This is a genomic window from Streptomyces sp. NPDC006655, from assembly GCF_040703965.1.
Classification (GTDB): domain Bacteria; phylum Actinomycetota; class Actinomycetes; order Streptomycetales; family Streptomycetaceae; genus Streptomyces.
On the sequence record NZ_JBEYJU010000021.1, the window covers coordinates 43,265 to 62,610 of the forward strand.

At 71.5% G+C, this 19,346-nt stretch carries 17 protein-coding genes; 12 read left to right on the forward strand and 5 right to left on the reverse strand.

From position 1 onward, the window contains the following. Positions 1-44 precede the first annotated feature (44 nt). Complete coding sequence (locus AB0958_RS15015) at positions 45-1,493, reverse strand: glyceraldehyde-3-phosphate dehydrogenase (RefSeq protein WP_366890834.1); 1,449 nt, start codon at positions 1,491-1,493, stop codon at positions 45-47. A gap of 176 nt (positions 1,494-1,669) precedes the next feature. On the opposite strand from AB0958_RS15015, the gene AB0958_RS15020 reads away from it, so the two are divergent. Then, positions 1,670-2,863 carry a hypothetical protein gene (locus AB0958_RS15020; protein ID WP_366890835.1) on the forward strand — a complete coding sequence of 398 codons (1,194 nt, stop codon included), beginning with the start codon at positions 1,670-1,672 and terminating at the stop codon, positions 2,861-2,863. A gap of 146 nt (positions 2,864-3,009) precedes the next feature. Here AB0958_RS15020 and AB0958_RS15025 read toward each other — a convergent pair whose 3' ends face one another. Next, a complete protein-coding gene (locus tag AB0958_RS15025) occupies positions 3,010-3,324 on the reverse strand; it encodes a hypothetical protein (RefSeq protein ID WP_366890836.1) in 315 nt (104 codons plus the stop codon). Positions 3,325-3,641: 317 nt separating this feature from the next. On the opposite strand from AB0958_RS15025, the gene AB0958_RS15030 reads away from it, so the two are divergent. The 5 genes from AB0958_RS15030 (at position 3,642) to AB0958_RS15050 (ending at position 9,074) form a co-directional block, all read left to right on the forward strand. Continuing rightward, on the forward strand, positions 3,642-4,913 hold the full coding sequence (locus AB0958_RS15030) for a DUF1343 domain-containing protein (RefSeq protein WP_366890837.1): 1,272 nt from the start codon (positions 3,642-3,644) through the stop codon (positions 4,911-4,913). A 63-nt stretch (positions 4,914-4,976) separates the two neighbouring features. Next, positions 4,977-5,957, forward strand: coding sequence for a GNAT family N-acetyltransferase (locus tag AB0958_RS15035; RefSeq protein ID WP_366890838.1), 981 nt, complete (start codon positions 4,977-4,979; stop codon positions 5,955-5,957). Continuing rightward, positions 5,954-7,255 (forward strand): ABC transporter substrate-binding protein, encoded by a 1,302-nt coding sequence (locus AB0958_RS15040; protein ID WP_366890839.1) that lies wholly within the window; start codon positions 5,954-5,956, stop codon positions 7,253-7,255. The genes AB0958_RS15035 and AB0958_RS15040 overlap by 4 nt, the downstream gene beginning before the upstream one ends. Continuing rightward, the gene (locus AB0958_RS15045; RefSeq protein ID WP_366890840.1) at positions 7,249-8,208 is read left to right on the forward strand and encodes a sugar ABC transporter permease; all 960 of its coding nucleotides are present in this window, start codon (positions 7,249-7,251) and stop codon (positions 8,206-8,208) included. Before AB0958_RS15040 ends, AB0958_RS15045 begins: the two co-directional genes overlap by 7 nt. Beyond that, positions 8,205-9,074, forward strand: coding sequence for a carbohydrate ABC transporter permease (locus AB0958_RS15050; RefSeq protein ID WP_366890841.1), 870 nt, complete (start codon positions 8,205-8,207; stop codon positions 9,072-9,074). The genes AB0958_RS15045 and AB0958_RS15050 overlap by 4 nt, the downstream gene beginning before the upstream one ends. 46 nt (positions 9,075-9,120) lie before the next feature. On the opposite strand, the gene AB0958_RS15055 is transcribed toward AB0958_RS15050, so the two are convergent. Beyond that, entirely contained in the window at positions 9,121-9,729 is a 609-nt protein-coding gene (locus AB0958_RS15055; RefSeq protein ID WP_366890842.1) for a GPP34 family phosphoprotein, read from the reverse strand. A gap of 198 nt (positions 9,730-9,927) precedes the next feature. On the opposite strand from AB0958_RS15055, the gene AB0958_RS15060 reads away from it, so the two are divergent. After that, positions 9,928-10,818: a PaaX family transcriptional regulator C-terminal domain-containing protein gene (locus AB0958_RS15060; protein WP_366890843.1), complete on the forward strand. Its 891-nt coding sequence runs from the start codon at positions 9,928-9,930 to the stop codon at positions 10,816-10,818. On the opposite strand, the gene AB0958_RS15065 is transcribed toward AB0958_RS15060, so the two are convergent. Next, positions 10,799-11,221, reverse strand: a complete 423-nt coding sequence (locus tag AB0958_RS15065) for a RidA family protein (protein ID WP_366890844.1) — start codon at positions 11,219-11,221, stop codon at positions 10,799-10,801. The genes AB0958_RS15060 and AB0958_RS15065 overlap by 20 nt on opposite strands. Before the next feature lie 157 nt (positions 11,222-11,378). Between AB0958_RS15065 and AB0958_RS15070 the strand changes: the two genes are divergently transcribed. The 5 genes from AB0958_RS15070 (at position 11,379) to AB0958_RS15090 (ending at position 17,742) form a co-directional block, all read left to right on the forward strand. Then, a complete protein-coding gene (locus AB0958_RS15070; RefSeq protein WP_366890845.1) occupies positions 11,379-11,888 on the forward strand; it encodes a cupin domain-containing protein in 510 nt (169 codons plus the stop codon). Continuing rightward, the gene (locus AB0958_RS15075; RefSeq protein WP_366890846.1) at positions 11,885-12,820 is read left to right on the forward strand and encodes an acyl-CoA thioesterase domain-containing protein; all 936 of its coding nucleotides are present in this window, start codon (positions 11,885-11,887) and stop codon (positions 12,818-12,820) included. The genes AB0958_RS15070 and AB0958_RS15075 overlap by 4 nt, the downstream gene beginning before the upstream one ends. A 45-nt stretch (positions 12,821-12,865) precedes the next feature. Further along, positions 12,866-14,509: an AMP-binding protein gene (locus tag AB0958_RS15080; RefSeq protein ID WP_366890847.1), complete on the forward strand. Its 1,644-nt coding sequence runs from the start codon at positions 12,866-12,868 to the stop codon at positions 14,507-14,509. Further along, positions 14,506-16,890, forward strand: coding sequence for a bifunctional salicylyl-CoA 5-hydroxylase/oxidoreductase (locus tag AB0958_RS15085; protein WP_366890848.1), 2,385 nt, complete (start codon positions 14,506-14,508; stop codon positions 16,888-16,890). The genes AB0958_RS15080 and AB0958_RS15085 overlap by 4 nt, the downstream gene beginning before the upstream one ends. Before the next feature lie 330 nt (positions 16,891-17,220). After that, positions 17,221-17,742: a transglycosylase SLT domain-containing protein gene (locus AB0958_RS15090; protein ID WP_366890849.1), complete on the forward strand. Its 522-nt coding sequence runs from the start codon at positions 17,221-17,223 to the stop codon at positions 17,740-17,742. Positions 17,743-17,779: 37 nt separating this feature from the next. Here the strand turns inward: AB0958_RS15090 and AB0958_RS15095 are convergent, their stop codons facing one another. Beyond that, positions 17,780-19,231: a cytosine permease gene (locus AB0958_RS15095; RefSeq protein ID WP_366890850.1), complete on the reverse strand. Its 1,452-nt coding sequence runs from the start codon at positions 19,229-19,231 to the stop codon at positions 17,780-17,782. Positions 19,232-19,346 lie beyond the last annotated feature (115 nt).

Here is a 19,346-nt window from a genome sequence, read left to right on the forward strand (position 1 = left end):
CGGCCCTCTCGTGGAAGGGCCGGGCCGGACAAGGCGGAGAGGCGTCAGACCGCCGACGCCGCCGGGTACGTCGGGTACTCGACACCGGACACGTACTGGACGACCCGGACCACCTGGCAGGAGTAGCCGAACTCGTTGTCGTACCAGAGGTAGAGGATCGCGTTGTCGCCCTCCACCTTCAGCGCGCCGGCGTCGACGATCGAGGCGTGGCGCGAGCCGATGAAGTCGCTGGAGACCGCGTCCGGGGCGGTGGTGAAGTCGATCTGGCGCTTGAGCGGCGAGGTGAGCGACACCTCGCGGAGGTGGTCGAGGACCTCGGCGCGGGTCGCCTCGCGGCCCAGCTGGAGGTTGAGGATGGCGATCGACACGTCCGGCACCGGCACCCGGATCGAGCTGCCGGTGATCCGCGCCTTGAGGTCGGGCAGCGCCTTGGCGACGGCGGAGGCGGCACCCGTCTCGGTGATGACCATGTTGAGCGGCGCGGACCGGCCGCGGCGCTCCGACTTGTGGTAGTTGTCCAGCAGGTTCTGGTCGTTGGTGAACGAGTGGACCGTCTCCACGTGTCCGCGCAGCACGCCGTACTCGTCGGCCATCGCCTTCAGCGGCGGCACGATCGCGTTGGTGGTGCAGGACGCGCAGGACAGGATCTGCTCGTCCGGCTTGATCGTGTCGTGGTTGACGCCATGCACGATGTTCGGGACGTCGCCCTTGCCCGGCGCGGTGAGCACGACCTTCTCGATGCCCGGGCGCAGGTGCTTCGACAGGCCCTCGCGGTCCCGCCACCTGCCCGTGTTGTCGATGAGGATGGCGTCCCGGATGCCGTACTGCGTGTAGTCCACGGCGCTCGGGTCGTCGGCGTAGATCACCTTGATCTCGTTGCCGTTGGCGAGGATCGTGCTGCTCTCCTCGTCCACGGTGATCGTGCCCTGGAACTGCCCGTGGATCGAGTCGCGCCGCAGCAGCGAGGCGCGCTTGACGATGTCCTCGGCACCGCCGCGGCGCACCACGACGGCCCGGAGCCGGAGACCGTTGCCGGAGCCGGACTTCTCGATGAGCAGCCGGGCGACCAGCCGGCCGATGCGGCCGAAGCCGTAGAGGACGACGTCGCGGGGTTCACGCCGGTCGATCTTGTCGGCGCCGGTGGCGCCGGCGACCTCCTCCGCGGTGAACGCCGCCACCGTCAGACCACGGTCGTCGGCCTTGTACTTGGCCGCGAGCATGCCGAGGTCGATCTGGGAGGGCCCGAGGTCGAGCGTGGTGAGCGCCTGGAGGAAGGGCATCGTCTCGGTGACCGAGAGCTCGGCGCCGTCGATCTGGCGGGCGAAGCGGTGGGTCTTGAGGATGCTGACCACCGACTTGTTCACCAGGGAGCGGCTGTGGAGCAGGACCGTCACGTCCCGCTCCCGGTGCAGCTTCCCGATGAGCGGGATCATCGACTCCGCGATCTCCTCACGGTTCTTCCAGTTGGTGAACGAGTCCTCGTTGACAGTCACAGACCTGCATCTCTCGATCGAGCTGGGTGGCGCTCATATGGTAAACAGATCGACAGATGATCGATCAAGGGGGTGCGCATGTGATGCGGGTCGCGTGGGTCTGAACGGGTGCGGAAGACCGTAAGAAACCCCCGTGTCGCGTTGCGAGGTGGCGTTCCGCTGCCGATGGTCGGACCGTGAGCACGTCATCCGTACCGCGGTCGGGCCCCGTCGCCCCGTCGCGCCCCGCCCGTCTGCCCTCCCTCGGCCGCACCCCGTCCGGCCTGGGGGCCGCCCTGGCGTTCTTCGTGGCCGTCCGGCTCGCCGGAGCCACCGTCGTCGTCCTGGCGAACCGCGCCACGGGGCACCCGCTCCTGAGGAACCTCGCGCACGCCTGGGACGCCCGCTGGTACCAGCACATCGCCGCGTACGGCTACGGCGACCTGATCGAGATCACGCGCCACGGAGGCGTACAGGCCGACTGGGCGTTCTTCCCGCTGTACCCCGGGCTCATCCGCGCCCTGACGACGGTCCTGCCGCTCACGCCCGGCAAGGCCGCGCTGCTGCTGGCCGGCGTCGCCGCCGTGGTGGCCGCGTGGGGCGTCTACCGGGTCGGCGACCTCGTGTACGGCCGCGGCGTCGCCACGGCGCTCGTCGTTCTGTGGGCCGTTCTCCCCCAGTCGGTCGAACTGACCATCGCCTATACCGAGTCCCTCTTCTCGGCGCTCGCGGCCTGGTCCCTGTACAGCGTCCTCAGGGGCCGTTGGCTGTGGGCCGGCGGTCTCGCCGCGCTCGCCGGTCTCTCCCGGCCCAGCGGCTTCGCGGTCGCCGCCGCGGTCGTCGTCGCGGGCGCCCACGAGGCGGTACGGCGACGGGGCCGGGTCTCGCCCCGGCTCTGGGTGGGGTGCCTGACGGCCCCGGTCGGCTGGCTCGGCTACGTCCTGTGGGTGGGACACCGGACCGGCGACCTGCTGGGGGGCTACTTCGGGGTGCAGCAGGCCTGGAACTCGCGCTTCGACTTCGGCCGGGGGTCCCTGCTGTTCGTGAAGGGCCTGCTGGTGCACGGCGGCGGCTTCGTCTACGCCGCCGCCCTGGTGATGGTCGTGGCCGGCGTCCTGCTGTTCTGCCTGCTCTGCCTTGACCGCGCCCCACTGGTCCTGGTGGTCTTCGCCGGCGTGCTGGTCCTGGTGGTCGTGGGCGGCTCGGGCTCCTTCGCCTCCAAGCCCCGCTTCCTGCTCCCCGCCTTCCCCCTGCTGATCCCGCTGGCCCGCGCGCTGGTCAGAAGCTGGCGGCTGCGACCTGCCCAGGCCGTCCTCGTCGTGGGCGCGCTCACCGCGGTCTCCCTGCTGTTCGGCGCCTACGTCATGACGGTGGCCCGCGCACCCCTGTGACGCGGCGGGCCGGGGGCACGGCGTAGGGACCGCGGGGAGCCCGACCGGGCGGCCCGATGAGGACGCCCGGCGGCACACCGTCAACCGCTCCTGACTCGCCGGCGCGGCCCTGGCGCGGAGCGGTCACGGGATCACGGGGGCGAGCGCTAGCGGGGATTGAAGACCACGCTGGCGAAGTGGACGCCGCCGGGAGCCGAGTGGCCGGGGGCGATCCGGCGCGCGGTGCCCTTGCACTTCGCCTTGCTGTAGACGACGAGCGCCTTCTTCGTGGAGTTCTGCGGGCCGCGCGCCTCCTGCGCCATGTCGAGGCACTTGCGGTCCGGCGGGTTCTGGATGGCGTACGCCTTGCCCTTCGGTCCCACCCAGACGAAGGTGCCCTGGGCGGCGGCCGCCGGACCCATGGTGAGAACGGTGAGGGCGAGCCCGCCGAGAGCGACGGCGAGCGGACGACAGAGGCGCATCGTGATGTCCTTCGTGAACGGTGACAACGGTGAAGAAGGGGCGGCGGAAAGACCGGAGCCCGGGGTCATCACACACCGTCACGGCACCCGGACGGCCCGTCGACACGGAAACTTCCCACGTGCGGGCGACCCGGGTCGGCGTGTTGTGGCGCTCGGCCCCGGCGGGAGGCTCAACCTCTGTGGTGCGTACGGGAGTCGGGGCGGCGGCCGGTCGGGGCCCCTGGAGCCGTCGGCGATTCGGCACGCGAACAACGGGACGTAAGGGTAGATTCCCGACCACTGTTGCGAAGGGGTGTCACCGTCGGACGGGGCAGGACATGAGCACGCACGACCGCTGCGCGGTGACGACCGGTATCGCACGGCTGTACGCGGACCCCGCGCCGGTCGGGCGCGGCCGGGTCGGGCTGGTCACCAACCACACCGGGGTCCTGCCCGATCTGCGTCCCGCCGCGCCCGCGCTGCTCGACGCCGGGGTGCCGCTGGTCGCGCTGTTCGGTCCGGAACACGGACTGTACGGGGCCGGTCAGGCCGGTGAGAGCGACACCGTCCGGCGGGACCCGGACACCGGGCTGCCGGTGTACGACACGTACGGCCGCGCCGGCGAGCGGCTCGACAAGCTGCTGATCGACAGTGGTGTGGACACCCTCGTCCTCGACCTCCAGGACATCGGGGCCAGGTACTACACCTACGTGTGGACCATGTTCGACCTGATGGCGTCGGCGGCCCGTACGGGCGTGCGGTTCGTCGTCGCCGACCGGCCGAATCCGCTCGGCGGACTCGTCAGCGAGGGTCCGCTGCTGGAACCGGACTGGTCCAGCTTCGTCGGACGCGCCGCCGTTCCCATCCGGCACGGTCTCACCTGCGGCGAGCTCGCCAGACACCTCAACACCTCGGCCGTGCCGCGCGTCGCGGACGGGCCGGTCGACCTGACGGTGATCGAGGCGCTGGGCTGGCAGCGCGCCATGACCGCGGAGGACACCGGTCTGGCCTGGGTGGCACCCTCGCCCGACATCCCCACGCCCGCCACCGCCTTCGTGTATCCCGGCACCTGCCTGTTCGAGGGGACGAACCTCTCGGAGGGCCGCGGCACCACACAGCCCTTCGAGATCGTCGGCGCCCCGTACCTCGACCGGCGGTTCGCGCCCGCGCTCACCGAACTCGCGCTGCCCGGCGTGCACTTCCGGGAGCTGCGGTTCACACCGGCCTGCCACCGGTACGCCGGACGGCCACTGCGCGGAGTCCAGCTGCACCTCACCGACCGGGCGACGTTCAGGCCGGTACGCACCGCCGTCGCGATGCTCGCCACGCTCCGGCGGCTGTACCCGGACGACTTCGCCTGGGAGCCGGGGGACGGCGGAGCGGCACGGAGCGGTGCCGAAGGGACCGGCGCCGAGGACGCGGGTGCGCAGGACACGAGTGCGGACGAGACCGGTGCGGAGGGGGCCGGCCGCCGTCCCTTCATCGATCTGCTCTGGGGATCCGACCGGTTGCGGCGCGCCGTCGACGCGGGTGACGACCCGCTCCCGCTGTGCGGACCACCGGTCCCGCCCGGCCGATGGGCCGGCGACGACGTCCTGCTGTACCGCTGAGGCCGGCCCGTCGCCCCCCTGAGCTCACGCAGCTTCCCGCCTCCCCGGAAGGACCACCCGTCGATGACCCACCCCACGACGACATCCCGAGTCGGGATCCGCGGCTTCCGGTCGGGTGACGGCCCCCGGCTGGTGGAGGCGTGGGCCCGGAGCGCGCCCGCCGACCCGATCACCGCGGACCGCTTCCGCTCCCTGGTGCTGCTCGACCCCAACTTCGACCCGGCCGGACTGCGGATCGCCGCCGACGGCGACCGTGTCCTCGGCGCCGCCTACGCGGTGCGCCGGCTGACCCCGATGGCCGGCACCGACCTGGAGCCCGAGCAGGGCTGGATCCCGTTCTTCTTCGTCGCCCCGGACGCCCGCCGCCGGGGCCTGGGCCGCCGGCTGCTGACCGAGGCCCTCGACTGGCTCGGCGGCCAGGGCCGGACCCGGGTGGACTTCTCCTCGTACACCCCGAACTACGTCTTCCCCGGCCTGGACGCCGAGGCCTACCCGGAGGCGGCCGGGCTCCTCGACTCCCTGGGCTTCCGCACGCTGTACGAGGCGGCGGCGATGCACCGTGCCCTGGTCGGCTACCGCGTCCCGGCCGACGTCCTGCGCCGGGTGGGCGAACTGACCGCCCGGGGCCACCGGTTCGGCACCCCGGCCGACGACGACCTGGTGGATCTCCTCGACCTCGCCGGGTGCCACTTCGGGCCGGACTGGGCCTGCACCATCAGGGGGTGTCTGACCGCGGGCACCCCGCTCGACCGGATCGTCACCGCACGCGACCCCGCGGGCCGCATGGTCGGCTGGGCGATGCACGGCGCGTTCGACTCGGTGGACGAGCGGTTCGGGCCCATCGGGGTGCTGGCGGAGATGCGGGGCACCGGACTCGGCGAAGTCCTCCTGCACCTGGTCCTGGAGCGGATGCGGGCGCGCCGGGCGCACTCCGCGTGGTTCCTGTGGACCGGCGCGCAGTCCCCGGCCGGACACCTCTACCGCAAGACCGGCTTCACCACGACCCGGGTGTTCCGGGTGATGCGCCGGGAAGCCGCCCGGTGACCCGAACACTGAGCCGCCGTCACGTCGCGCTCGCCCTGCCCTCGGCGGTGCTCGCCGCCGGCTGCGCCGCACCGTCCAGGGGCACCGGACGGCCCGGCGACCCGATCGTCCTCACCCTGCTCTCCCACTACGCGAGCGGGGCGCTCAAGGAGGCCCTGCGGGGCCCGGTCGACGAGTGGAACGCCACCCACGACCGGGTCAAGGTGGCGACCGAGGCGGTGGAGTTCACGGACCTGCTGACCACGGTCATGGTCCGGCAGGCCGCCGGGCAGGGCGCCGACCTCCTGCACCCGTACTGCCTGTGGAACGGCCAGCTCGTCCGGGCCGGGGTGCTGCGGCCCGCGCCACCCGGGCACGCCGAGGAGATCCGACGCGGTTACGGATCCGCCGCGGTCGGTTCCGCGTCGGTGGCCGGCACGGTCTACGGCTATCCCACCGAGATGCAGACCTACGCCCTCTACTACAACAGGCGGCTGCTGCGCGAGGCCGGCGTCGCAGGGCCGCCGCGCACCTGGCGGGAGCTGGAGGACGCGGCCTGCCGCACCGCCCGGCGGGACCGCTACGGCAACACGCTGGTCCAGGGTTTCGGGCTGTCGACCTTCGACGACTCCACCACCGTCGGCCAGACCCTCGCGCTGCTCAACGCCGCCGGCGGGCGGTTCGTCTCCGCGGACGGCAGACGCACCGAGCTCGACTCGGCGGCCGGCCGGGCCGTGTTCGACCTGGAGCACCGCCTCGTCGCCAGGGGCGCGAGCGACCCCGGTGTCAACGTCTACCAGGCGTTCGCGTCCGGGCAGGTGGCCATGGTGATCAGCGCCGGCTGGTGGACGGCGAACCTGAAGTCGCTGATGGGCACGGCCTACCGCGATGTCGGAGTCGTACCCGTGCCCCTCCCGGAGACCGGCGGCAGCCGCGCCACCCTCGCCACCGGCTTCATGCTGGGCGTCAACACGGCCGCCCGGCACCCGCGCGAGGCCTGGGAGTTCCTGCGCTGGCTCAACACCGAGAAGGTGCGCGGTGCCACCCGGATGAGTGCCCTCCAGGTGTCGGTCGGCTCGCTGACCGGCCGCGCCGACGACATGCGGACCCTGCTCGGCGCGGGCACCGATCCCAACCTGCGGCCCTTCCTCGACGCACTCGCCTACGCGGTGCCGGAGCCGAACGTACCGGGCGCGCAGCAGGCCAAGTCGCTGCTGCGCCAGAACATCGAGGCGCTGTGGACCGGCCGGCAGTCGGTCGGGGAGGCCCTGCGCACCACCCGCCGCCAGGTCGACCAGGAGGTGTCCCGGTCATGGTGAACGCCACCCTTGCCCCGCGGCCGACCGAACGTGCCGCACCCGGCGCCCCCGCCACCCGCCCCCGCGGCCGTGACCGCAGGCAGCGCCGCCAGACCGCCGTCGCCTATCTCTTCCTGACCCCGGCGCTGCTGTTCTTCGCCGTCTTCCTGGTCCTCCCGCTCGGCTTCGCGCTGCTGCTGTCGACGTCCCGGTGGGCCGGCTTCGACCTCGGTGCCATCGAACCGGTGGGAGCGGACAACTTCGCCGCTCTGTTCGCGGCCGGCTCGACGTTCGTGACGCCGGTGCTCACCAACACGCTGCTCTTCGCCCTCGGCACCGTGGTGCTCTCGCTGGCCGGCTCGGTGCTCGTCGCCACCTGCATCGACAAGCTGCGGTTCCAAGGGCTTTGGCGCACCCTGTACTTCCTGCCGATCGTCACGACCGTCGTCGCCGTCGGCAACGTCTGGAAGTACATGTACGAGCCCGGTGGCCTCGTCAACGGCGTCCTCAACGCCCTCGGACTCGGCTCGGTGGCGTTCCTCCAGGACCCGGACACCGCCCTGCCCTCGGTCGTCGTCGTGCAGTCGTGGGCCTCCGTCGGCTCGGCGGTCCTCGTCCTGACGGCGGGGCTGAAGTCCGTCCCCGAGACCTACTACGAGGCCGCCGCCCTCGACGGCGCGGGTCCCGGCACCGTCTTCTGGAAGATCACGCTGCCGTTGCTGCGACCGTCCCTGATGTTCGTGTGCGTCACCCAGTTCCTCACCGGCCTCCAGTCGTTCGCGCTGATCACCGTGATGACCAGGGGCGGACCGGGGGACGCGACCGACGTGGCCGCGCTCGAGATGTACCGGCAGGCCTTCTCCTACGGCGACTGGGGCACCGCGAGCGCCGCCGCCTTCGTGCTGTTCGCGGTGGTCCTCGCAGTCACGCTGGTGCAGTTGTGGCTCTTCCGGCGCACGGGGGAGGACGCGTGAACCGCCGGCCCTTCCCCTGGCTGTCCTACCTGCTGGTGATCACCGGCGCGGTCCTCACGGTGGTGCCGTTCGCCGACATGGTGATGACGTCCTTCAAGGGGCCGGACGAGGCCGGCACGCTGCCGTACCGGTTCCTGCCCAGGGCGTTCGACCTGTCCAACTACCGGGCGGCGGTCCACCAGCTCGACCTGCCGGTGCTCTTCCGCAACAGCGTCGTCGCCACGACCGTCATCACCGGTTCGGTGCTGCTCACGTCCTCACTGGCGGGCTACGCGCTCGCCAAGCTCCGCTTCCCCGGCCGGCGCCTCGTCTTCCGCCTGGTGCTGTCGACGATGATGTTCCCGCCGTTCCTGTTCTTCGTCCCGCACTTCCTGATCCTGGTGCACTGGCCGCTGGCGGGCGGCAACGACCTGCTCGGGCGCGGCGGCGCCGGGCTGACCGTGAGCATCGTCGCGCTCGCCGTGCCGTTCCTCGTCAGCAGCTTCGGGATCTTCCTGACCCGCCAGTTCATGATCTCGATCCCGGACGAGGTGCTGGAGGCCGCGCGCATCGACGGCGCCGGCGAGCTCACCGTGTGGTGGCGGATCGTCCTTCCGCAGACCAGGCCGGTCCTGCTCACCCTCGGCCTGCTGACCTTCGTCGACGCCTGGAACGAGTACATCTGGGCGCTGCTCGTGTCCACCGCGAATCCGGACGTGATGACCCTGCCCGTCGGCATCCAGCTGTTGCAGGACTACGTCGACCCGACCCGCACGACGCCCATCGTCATGGCCGGCCTGGTCCTGAGCACCGTGCCGGTCCTGGCCCTCTTCCTCCTGTTGCAGAAGCACTACGTCCGGGGAGTCATGCTCAGCGGCCTCAAGTGAACGCCCGCCTCGTGGACTTCCCCGGGCCGCACGGGAGCGGCGACCGTCACAGGCCCCGCCAGACGTTGTCGAAGGCAGCGTCCTCGATCTCCCGGCGCTGCCGTACGGCGGCGAGTTCCGTCACGGCGTCGTTCACGGCGGCCACCACCGTGACGGTCGCCTCGGGGGCGGCGCCGACGAGGTCCCCGGCCGCCTCGTCCTGGATCCCGACGGCGGCCGCCAGGGCGGCGAGGACGGGCTCACCCGACGTCCAGCGTTCGTGCGCCGCGGCGCGCTCCGGCGAGTCGGACGGCTCCGTGCGGCCGGTCGGCAGCGGCAGCCAGCGTCGCCGCTGCTGGGCGACCACCGTGCCGTCCGCCTCCAGGACGTCGAGGTAGGCGGCGCCCAGGCCACGCCCGCGGCGCCACAGCCAGTCCTCCACCGACTCGTACGGTGCCTCCTGCCGCAGCGCAGCGGCCGCCTCGTCCAGGAGCCGGTCTCCCGTGCCGCCCTGCGGAGCGGGGACGACGAGATCGCCGTCGAGCGTGACCGCCCCGGCCGCGAGGAGATCGACCAGTTCGGCTCCCGCGAGTGCCAGGGAGAGGTCGCCCTGCGTGACGGGCCGGGCGGCGGCGTCGTACACGGTGACGAGGAACAGGTCCCGGGGTGTGGTCATGTCGGACTCCCCAACTGAGGCGGCAGAGACAACGCAGGCACCAGAAGTACCAGAGACACCTACGACAAGCGTGGTGCGGATGACTACGATGCCCGGTTCGGGCGCCCCGCAGTCCCCTGCGCTTGGGCCGTACCGGTCACGCCTGCTGCCGGCCGACCTGCGCGGTAGGCTGCTCGGCGATCAGGAGGGTTCGCAAGGGTGACGCGACCGGAGGCGGAGAACATGACAGCGCGGGCCGGGTCCTCGTCGTCGTCCGCCGCCGTCGGGGCGGGCGGCCGGGACAGCCGGCTGGGCCCGCTGATCATCACCCTGTTCGCGCTGTACGCGCGCGGTGAGCAGGACTGGCTCTCCGTCGCCTCCGTCATACGCCTCATGGCCGACCTCGGGGTGGAGGGACAGGCCGTGCGTTCCGCGGTCTCCCGGCTGAAGCGGCGCGGGGTGCTGCGCGGCGAGCGGCGCGGGGGCGTCGCCGGGTACGCCGTCTCCGAGGGCACGCTGGATGTGCTGGCGGAGGGCGATGTCCGGATCTTCGAACGGAGCCGGGCCGCGGCCGACGACGGCTGGCTGGTCGTCGTGTTCTCCGTGCCCGAGTCCGAGCGCGACAAGCGCCATGCCCTGCGCACCGCCCTGACCCGGCTGGGATTCGGCACCGCGGCCCCCGGTGTCTGGGTGGCCCCGGGAATCCTCGCCGAGGAGACCCGCCGCACCCTGCGACGGCTCGAGCTGACGCCGTACGTGGACCTCTTCACCGGCGACCACTTCGCCTTCGGTGACCTGTCGGCGAAGGTCCGCGCATGGTGGGACCTCGACGAGCTCACCGCGCTCTACACGGACTTCCTGGCGCGCTACCGCCCGGTGAGCGAGCGCGCCGCGACCGGTGCCGTCCCTCCCCGGGAGGCGTTCGGGATCCATCTGCCCATGCTCACCGAGTGGCGCAGGCTCCCGTACCGCGATCCCGGCCTGCCGCTGTCCCTGCTGCCGCCGGGCTGGGAGGGGGAGACCGCCGGCGCGCTCTTCGCGGAGCTCGACGGGGCGCTCCGGGAGCCCGCGCGCGAACACGCCCTGGCGGTCATCCACAGGCGGGCCTGACCAGCCGTTCCTCCGGGATCACGGCGACGCCCAGGATCTCGATCAGCGCCTCGGGCTGCCAGAGCGCGGTGCAGCCGATACCCGCCATCGCGGGGTACACCGGGCCCGCGAGCTCCCGCCACACCCGGCCGATCTCCCTGCCGTGCGCCTGGTAGTCCGGGATGTCGGTCAGATAGATGGTCACGCTCACCAGGTCCCGCGGTTCGCCGCCCGCCGCGCGCAGCGTGGTGAGCAGGTTGCCGAAAGCCTGGCGGAACTGTGCCACGATGCCGCCCGGAACGATCTTCATATCGGCGTCGAGGGCGGTCTGGCCGCCCAGGTGGAGCGTGTTCCCCGCGAGTGTCCCGTGCGAGTAGCCGCTCGGCGCGGGCAGTTCGGGCGGGTTCACGGCGACGGGAGTCATCGGGCCTCCGGTTCGGGGGTGTCCGGCGCCGGCCGCACGGCCAGCAGTATTGACAATAAATGACGACGGTGAAAGATACGAGATAGTCCGCGGTCCTGTTCCGGACCCGGGCAAGCCAGCGGACCTCCGAGCGAGCCACGGAAACGGAGCCGATTCCATGGAGCCCGACCCGCGGCGTCAGCCGCACAGCGAGCACAGCGGCACGTACCGGCTGGAAGGCGACGACGCGCTGTACCGTCCGGCCGACGGGATCGTCGCGCCCGTCGTGACCCGCGCAGGCAGGGAGGACGTCAACACGGCCGACTCGGGCGGCGCCGTCCGCGTGTCGGGCGTCAGCGCCCAGCACACCCCGGCGCGCCGGCTCTGGTACGGCAAGGTCAGCAACGAACCCGGCTACCGCTCGGTCAGCCACCACCACGGCGAGGCCGAGACCGGCGGCTACGTCCTGTCGGGCCGGGCCCGTATCTACTTCGGCGAGAGGTTCGAGGACTACGTCGACATGGCGGAGGGCGACTGGGTCTTCGTCCCGCCCTTCATGCCGCACGTCGAGTGCAACCTCTCCCGGACCAGGCCGCTGGTCTGGATGACCACCCGGACCCCGGACAACATCGTGGTGAACCTGCCCGACGTCGCCGACGCCGACCTGCGCGACTGGCTGAACCGGTGAGCGCCACCCCCGCCACCCCAGCGGCCTCCGCCGCCTCGCCCGCGCCGACCTCCGAGATCGTCACGGCTGCCCTCACCCTGAAGCCGGCCCGTCCGGAGCGCTTCGACCTCGCCTTCACCGCCACCACCCAGCCCTGCCCCTGGCCCAAGGCCTACGGCGGCGACCTCGTCGCCCAGGCCGCCGCCGCGGCGATGCGCTCGGTGACCGACGGCAAGTCCCTGCACTCCATGCACAGTTACTTCCTGCGCCCGGCCGACGTCGGCGCCGAGGTCCGCTACGAGGTGGAGGTACTGCGCGACGGCCGCGGCTACAGCACCCGCCAGGTGCGCGGCCACCAGCACGGCAAGGTGCTCTACGTCTGCCTCGCCAACTTCGCCGCGGGGGAGTCCGGGGCGTCCTTCCGCACGGAGTTCGACGAGCAGGTCCCCGGCCCCGAGGAGCTGCCCAGCTCGGCCGAGTACCTCGCCGACCGCACCGGCGGCACCATGACCGCCGAGTCCAAGGCCTACTGGCGCGGCGGCCGCGGCTTCGACCTGCGTCATGTCCCCGGCCCCGTCTACCTCACCGTCGACGGCGACCGGCTGCCGCACCAGGCCGTCTGGCTGCGGCCGTTCGACGCGCTGCGTCCCGTCGAGGGGCTCACCGACGCCCAGCGCGACCTCGCCGCCCTCGCCTACGTCTGCGACTACACCGTCCTCGAACCCGTCCTGCGGGTCCTCGGCCTCGCCTGGGCCGACCCCGGCCTGGTCACCGCCAGTCTCGACCACGCCATGTGGTTCCACCGTCCCGCGCCGGTGGCCGACTGGCTCCTGTACGTCCAGGAAGCGGTGGCCGCCGACGCGGGCCGCGGCCTGGGCACGGGCCGCTTCTTCACACGCGACCACCGTCACCTGGCCACCGTGGTCCAGGAAGGCATGATCCGCCCCGCCTGACCGCCCGCCGGGCGCCGTCGGCGGGTCATCGGAAGGATCCTCGCGTTGTCACTTCCGCTGTCACCCACGTCGCACCTGGACACCTTCGCCCGCGACCACCTCCCGCCCGCCGACCTTTGGCCGGTGATCGAGTTCACCACCCCCGAACTGGCCTGCCCGGCGCGGCTGAACGCGGCGGCCGAACTGATCGACGTACCCGTCGCGTCGTACGGGCCCGACCGGCCGGCGCTGCGCACTCCGGCCGGCGAGGTGTGGTCGTACGGCGATCTGCGCACCCGCGCCAACCAGGTCGCACGGGTCCTCACCGAGGATCTGGGCCTGGTGCCGGGCGGCCGTGTGCTGCTGCGCTCGCCCAACACGCCGTGGACGGTGGCCTGCTGGCTCGGTGTCCTGAAGGCGGGCGGGGTGGTGGTGACGACGATGGCCGCGCTGCGGGCCCGGGAGATCGTCCCGGTCGCCGAGCGCACCAGGCCGTCCGTCGCCCTGGTGGACCACCGGTGCACCGACGAGATCCGCACCGCCCTGCCCGGCCTGCGCCTGGTCGCGTACGGCGGTCCGGGCGCCGACGACCTGGTGGCCCGGTGCGCCGCCAAGCCGGGCGAGTTCACGAACGTCGACACCGCCGCCGACGACGTGGCACTCCTCGGCCCCACGTCCGGGAGCACCGGGGTCCCGAAGATCACGATGCATTTCCACCGGGACCTCCTGTCGATAGACAACACCTTCGGCCGGCACGTCCTGCGGCTGCGCCCGGACGATCTGGTCGCCTGCACGGCGCCGTTCGCGTTCACGTTCGGCCTCGGCATGCTGATCGTCTTCCCGCTGCGGGCCGGCGCCTGTGCCCTGCTGACGGAGACGGTCGCACCCGGCGGGCTGGCCGACCTCGTCGAGCAGCACGAAGTGACCGTGCTGGCGACCGCGCCCACCGCCTACCGGGCGATCGTGCGCGAAGGCAAGGTGCACCGGCTCGCCGGGCTGCGGGCCGGGGTGTCGGCGGGCGAGCACATACCCCTCACGACCTGGCAGGAGCTGCGGGACGCCATCGGGCTGCGGGTGATCGACGGCATCGGCGCCACCGAGTTGCTGCACATCTTCATCTCCGCGGCCGGTGACGAGATCCGCCCGGGAGCGACAGGCCGTCCGGTACCCGGGTACCGGGCGACGGTCCTCGGCCTGGACGGCGCGGAGCTGGGCCCGGGTGAGCCGGGGCGGCTGGCGGTGATCGGCCCGGTCGGCTGCCGTTACCTCGACGACAGACGCCAGCAGGACTACGTGGTCGGCGGCTGGAACGTCACCGGGGACATCTTCCACCGGGACGAGGACGGCTACTTCTACTACCACGCGCGCAGCGACAACATGATCGTCTCCTCCGGGTACAACATCGGTGGCCCGGAGGTCGAAGCGGCCATCGACACCCACCCCGACGTGCTGGAGTCGGCGGTCGTGGCCCGCCCCGACGCCGAACGCGGCTCGGTGGTCTGTGCGTTCGTCGTGCTGCGGGAGGGCGTGGCCGGGGACGTGGCGAAGGCCAGGGAGATCCAGGACCACGTCAAGCAGGTCCTGGCGCCCTACAAGTACCCGCGCGAGGTGCGTTTCCACGACGCCCTGCCGCGCAACACCAGCGGCAAGCTCCAGCGCTTCGCCCTGCGCAAGATCATCGAGGCCGAGCAGCGAGGGGAACTCCCGTGAGGATCGCGATCGTCGGCGGCGGCCCGGGAGGTCTCTACCTCGCGGCCCTGATGAAGCAGCTGGATCCCACCCATGCGATCACCGTGTGGGAACGCAACGCCAGAGACGACACGTTCGGGTTCGGAGTCGTGTTCTCCGACGAGACCCTCGGCGGTATCGAGAACGCCGACACCGTCTTCAGCGAAGCGATGTCCCGGCGGTTCGCCCGCTGGACGGACATCGACATCCACTACCGGGGCGAGAGTCACACCGTGGGCGGCCAGGGATTCGCCGCCATGAGCCGCAGGGACCTCCTGCACCTGCTCCAGGAGCGCTGCCTACGGCTCGGCGTCGAGCTGCGCTTCTCGACCGCCGCCCCGGAGGTGGCCGCGCTGCGGGCCGGGTACGACCTGGTGGTGGGCGCGGACGGGGTCAACTCCGCTGTCCGCGCGGCGTACGCGGACGTCTTCGGGCCGTCGCTGGACCGGCGGCACAACAAGTACATGTGGCTGGGCACCGACCGGGTCTTCGAGGCCTTCCAGTTCTTCGTCAAGGACACCGAATGGGGGGTGATGCAGGTCCACGGCTACCCGTACTCCGACGCCGGCTCGACCTTCATCGTGGAGATGCACGAGGACGTGTGGCGCCGGGCCGGCTTCGCCACGACCGAACACACCGCCCTGGGACCAGGGGAGTCGGACGAGCCGGCTGTCGAGCGGATCCGCGAGCTGTTCGCCCCGGAACTGGCCGGGCACGATGTGTTCGCGAACAACTCGAAGTGGCTGAGCTTCACCACCGTCCGCAACCGGCACTGGCACCACGGCAACCTCGTCCTCGTCGGCGACGCGGCGCACACCGCGCACTTCTCCATCGGCTCCGGCACCAAGCTGGCCATGGAGGACGCCCTCGCTCTCGCCGCCTGCCTCCACGAACACGCGGACGCCGACGGCGCGTTGCGCGCGTACGAGGCCGAGCGACGGCCGGTGGTGGAGTCCACCCAGCGGGCCGCGCAGGCATCCCTGGAGTGGTTCGAGAACATCGGCATGTACACCCGCCAGGAACCCGTCCAGTTCTGCTTCAACCTGCTGACCCGCTCCCGCCGCATCACCTACGACAACCTGCGCACCCGCGACCCGGAGTTCGCCGACCGCGTCGACACCGCCTTCGCCGAGGCGCAGGGCCGTGCCCGGACCGTCCCCGCGATGTTCCAGCCGTTCCGCGTCGGGCAGCTGGAGCTGAAGAACCGGGTGGTCGTCTCCCCGATGGACATGTACTCCGCCACCGACGGCGTACCCGGCGACTTCCACCTCGTCCACCTGGGCTCCCGGGCCATGGGCGGTGCGGGCCTGGTCATGACCGAGATGGTGTGCGTGTCACCCGAGGGCCGGATCACTCCCGGCTGCACGGGCCTGTGGAACGACACCCAGCGCGACTCCTGGCAGCGCATCGTCTCCTACGTCCACACCCGCACCACCGCCCGTATCGGCCTCCAGCTCGGCCACTCCGGCCGCAAGGGCTCCACCCGCCTCATGTGGGAAGGCATGGACGAACCCCTCCCCGAGGGCAACTGGGGGACCGTCGGCCCCTCCGCCCTGCCCTACGGCCCCGGCTCACCCACCCCCCGCGAGCTCGCCCGCACAGAGCTCGACGTCATCACCGCCGAGTTCGTGGCAGCCGCCCGCCGCGGCGCCGAGGCGGGGTTCGACCTCCTGGAACTGCACTGCGCCCACGGCTACCTCCTCTCCTCGTTCCTCTCCCCCCTCTCCAACCACCGCACCGACGCATACGGCGGTCCTCTGGAGAACCGGCTCCGCTACCCCCTGGAGGTCTTCGACGCCGTCCGCGCGGTCTGGCCAGCCGAACGACCCGTCGGCGTACGGATCTCCGCCACCGACTGGGCCCCGCACGGCACCACCGGACACGACGCGGTCACCATCGCCCGCGCCTTCATCGCCCACGGCGCCGACGCCATCGACGTCTCGACAGGCCAGGTCACCAAGGACGAGCAGCCCGCCTACGGCCGCTCCTACCAGACGCCCTACGCCGACCGCATCCGCCACCAGGCGGCCGCCGGGACCGGCGCCGCCGTCATCGCCGTCGGCGCCATCGCCTCCCACGACGACGTCAACTCCCTCCTCCTCGCCGGCCGAGCCGACCTCTGCGCCCTCGGCCGCACCCACCTCTACGACCCCCACTGGACCCTCCACGCGGCCGCATCGCAGGAGTACACGGGTGCCGGGGCCGACTGGCCCGCCCCGTACCGCGCGGGACGCCGCAAACCCCCCACCGCCCGCACCGACGCCGTACGCCCCCGCCTGTCGCTGCTGCGGGCGGACCAGCCGGGGGACGGCGTCCACCTGCGGTGGAAACCGGTGCCGCGGGGACTGCCGATGGTGCGGTGACGCGGGCCGCGGAGGGCCCCGGAGCGTGATGCCACCCATAGGAGGCAGATCACATCCTATGCGCCGTCGTACCAACGGATGCCACTGAACAGGCGTGAAGCATTACATATCGGTCATTTTAGCTGACACATACGAAAGTGGCTAGTACGTCACATCATTGCGTTCGGCCGCAGGCGCCGCTAACCATGGCTGTCGTCGCCGGGAGACAGGCGATGGACCGAGCGGATCACCGCGGGGTCCGTCCCCTCCCGCCGGCAGCACGGGCTCCGCCCACGCCGCCGCTCACCGCGGCCGGCATCGACGCCGTCCCCCACCGGAGAGTTCCTTCACATGACCCTGATCAACCGCACCCGCATCGCCCGCCTCCGCACCATCGGCCTCACCGGTCTCGCCACCACCGGTGCCGCGGCCGCCGCGCTCACCCTGATGCCGGCGAACGCCCAGGCCGCCGAGGCGACGCAGGTGCACACCGCCACCGCGGCCACGGCCTCCGGTGACACCGGCCGCACCGCCACCCAGCAGGGCGGCAAGGCCAACAACCTCGACGGCTGGATCAAGCAGTCGCTGCAGATCATGAAGGCCAAGGGCATCCCCGGCAGCTACGAGGGCCTCAAGCGCAACATCATGCGCGAGTCCGGCGGCAACCCCGCCGCGCAGAACAACTGGGACGTCAACGCCAAGCAGGGCACCCCGTCCAAGGGCCTGCTCCAGGTCATCGACCCCACCTTCAAGGCCTACCACGTCGCCGGCACCGCGCAGAGCGTCACCGACCCGGTGGCCAACATCACCGCGGCCGCCAACTACGCCGCGCACCGCTACGGCTCCATCGACAACGTCAATTCCGCGTACTGACCTGACGGTCGCGCGCGAGCCGGCCCGGCGGACCCCCCTACGGCTCGCGGTGCTCGTGGGCCGCCTGTTCCAGCGCGGCGGCCTCCGCCTCGGCGATCCGGATCTCCTCCTCGACGTCGATCGAGCGGGTCAGCGCCCAGTACAGCACCGCCGACACCGGCAACCCGATGAACAGCGAGATGTCGGCGCCGTCCAGCGCCTTGGCGGCGGGACCGACGTAGAGCGTGCCGACGGAGAAGAACGGGATCATCACGGCGAACCCGACCAGGTAGGAGATGATCCCCTGCCAGCCCCAGCGGCCGTAGATGCCGTCGGGTTTGAAGATCTCGGCGATCGCGTAGTGGCCCCGGCGCACCACGTAGTAGTCCATGAGGTTCACCGAGGTCCACGGGATGAACAGATAGAGCACCAGCAGCAGGAAGTTGTTGAAGTTCGTCAGGAAGTTCGCCGTCGCCGCCAGCGCTCCGATCAGGGAGAGCACCGCCGTCACGATCAGGGTGGCCAGCCGCACCCCCAGCGTCGGACGGATCCGTCTGAAGGAGTCCAGGGCGCTGATGAGGGTGAGCGAGCCGCCGTACATGTTCAACGCGGTGACCGAGATCAGGCCCAGCGCGGCGAACAGCAGCACGACCGCGCCGAAGCCGTCGAAGATCTTGTCGCCGGCGGCGTTGATGGAGCGGATCGTGTCGAAGCTGTCGCCCGCCCAGGCCGCCAGCAGTGTGCCGAGCACCATCAGCCAGATACCGCCGAGCGCCGACCCGAAGTAGGTCCAGTAGAACGTCTTGCGGACGGTCACGTCCGGCGGCAGGTAGCGCGAGTAGTCCGAGACGTAGATGGCCCAGCTGATCTGGTAGCCGGCGACCACGCCGAACTGCGCCAGGAACGGCGTGGCCCGGAACGCGCCGAGGTCGAAGGAGCCCGCCGGGTAGTGCAGGGTGACCAGCACACCGACGGTGAAGATCCCGAAGATCACCAGAAAGGTGTACGTCAGGAACTGCTCGGCCTTGTGGATGATGTCGTAGCCCACCAGCGCCACGACCAGGCCGATCGCGGTGACCACGACCACCCACAGCTTCACCCCGCCGTGGAGCGTGGCGTGCAGGGACTCGCCGGCCAGGATGGTGTTGAACACGTTGAAGCCCGCGTACTGCACGTACGCGAACAGCCACACCAGCAGCGCGCCGACGTAGCCGAACTGCGGCCGCGACTGGATCATCTGCGGCAGGCCGAGCTGCGGGCCCTGCGCCGAGTGGAACGCCATGAAGAACGTGCCGATCAGGGTGCCCGCGACGATCGCCAGCAACGACCAGATCAGGTTCCCGCCCTCCGTGATGCTGATCAGCCCCACGGCCAGCGTGGCGATCTGCGCGTTGGACATGAACCACAGCGGGCCCAGATGCCACAGCTTGCCGTGCCGCTCGTCCAGCGGCACGTAGTCGATGGACCGCACCTCCAGACCGCTGACCCGCGGTTCCGCCGATGTGCTCATGGCACCTCCCTGGGCTGGTCCGCCGCTCTGTTCACATTCTTCCCCCGGACGGCTCCGGATGAGGCCTGGGGGAGTCCGGTTCCCTTCCTGTCGTCCTGCTCACAAACGGGCCGCG

Excerpts from the sequence above, each read along its gene's own strand:
- AB0958_RS15025 (WP_366890836.1), bottom strand. The coding sequence starts at position 3,324 with ATGCGCCTCTGTCGTCCGCTCGCCGTCGCTCTCGGCGGGCTCGCCCTC.
- AB0958_RS15030 (WP_366890837.1), top strand. The coding sequence starts at position 3,642 with ATGAGCACGCACGACCGCTGCGCGGTGACGACCGGTATCGCACGGCTG.
- AB0958_RS15035 (WP_366890838.1), top strand. The coding sequence starts at position 4,977 with ATGACCCACCCCACGACGACATCCCGAGTCGGGATCCGCGGCTTCCGG.
- AB0958_RS15045 (WP_366890840.1), top strand. The coding sequence starts at position 7,249 with ATGGTGAACGCCACCCTTGCCCCGCGGCCGACCGAACGTGCCGCACCC.
- AB0958_RS15055 (WP_366890842.1), bottom strand. The coding sequence starts at position 9,729 with ATGACCACACCCCGGGACCTGTTCCTCGTCACCGTGTACGACGCCGCC.
- AB0958_RS15065 (WP_366890844.1), bottom strand. The coding sequence starts at position 11,221 with ATGACTCCCGTCGCCGTGAACCCGCCCGAACTGCCCGCGCCGAGCGGC.
- AB0958_RS15070 (WP_366890845.1), top strand. The coding sequence starts at position 11,379 with ATGGAGCCCGACCCGCGGCGTCAGCCGCACAGCGAGCACAGCGGCACG.
- AB0958_RS15090 (WP_366890849.1), top strand. The coding sequence starts at position 17,221 with ATGACCCTGATCAACCGCACCCGCATCGCCCGCCTCCGCACCATCGGC.
- AB0958_RS15095 (WP_366890850.1), bottom strand. The coding sequence starts at position 19,231 with ATGAGCACATCGGCGGAACCGCGGGTCAGCGGTCTGGAGGTGCGGTCC.